The organism is Oleiphilus sp. HI0066, assembly GCF_001635725.1.
In genome coordinates this window covers 1-734 of sequence record NZ_LWFH01000844.1, presented here as the reverse complement: position 1 = coordinate 734, position 734 = coordinate 1, and the positions used below count along the sequence as shown (strand labels likewise).

Annotated in this window: 1 protein-coding gene; it reads right to left on the bottom strand. The window is 45.0% G+C overall.

The features are described from left to right. Positions 1-579 (bottom strand): pseudouridine synthase (locus A3738_RS09845; RefSeq protein ID WP_068763577.1); only part of this gene is annotated, 579 nt, incomplete at its 3' end. Positions 580-734 lie beyond the last annotated feature (155 nt).

Sequence of the window (734 nt, the reverse complement as noted above, 5' to 3'; positions counted from 1 at the left end):
CTTTTGATAATTACGAGGTTTGTTACTTTGCTTGGGTAAATGAACTGTTTCTGTTCGCATCTGTCCTGGTTTTAAGTCATCGAGTTTCCAAGGGCCGATGGCATGCCGAATCAGTCTAAGTGTCGGGAACCCTATATGTGCGGTCATTCTGCGAACTTGTCGGTTTCGACCCTCTGTAATGATGATTTCAAGCCAGCTTGTTGGGATGTTTTTTCTGTCGCGTACTGGAGGGTTTCTCTCCCACAAATCCGGAGGGGCGATCAATCGTGCTTTGGCTGGTTTCGTTGGACCATCTTTGAGAGTGACGCCTTTTTGAAGTTTTTCCAAGTCTCTATCATTTGGAATACCTTCGACCTGAACTAAATAAGTTTTGGGTAGCTTGTGTTTTGGATCGGCGATGCGTGACTGCAATTGACCGTCATTGACCAACAGCATTAAACCTTCAGAGTCGTAATCAAGGCGACCAGCTGGATACATGTCTTTGGTTTTGATGAATTGGGCAAGTGTGGACCTGCCTTCACGATCAGTGAATTGAGACAAGACGTTGAAGGGTTTGTTGAATAACAGTAGGTCAGCCATAAACTCGCTCGCAGATTACGTGCGAAGTCTACCAGAGCTATTCAAACAAAAGTAACTTTCTGAGGCGCACGAGAACGCCCCAGAATCACTAATAGCAACCCTTACATTATAGGGGCTTTAGCTTCTTCAATGTTTGAAGAAGTTTCGGAAACAGC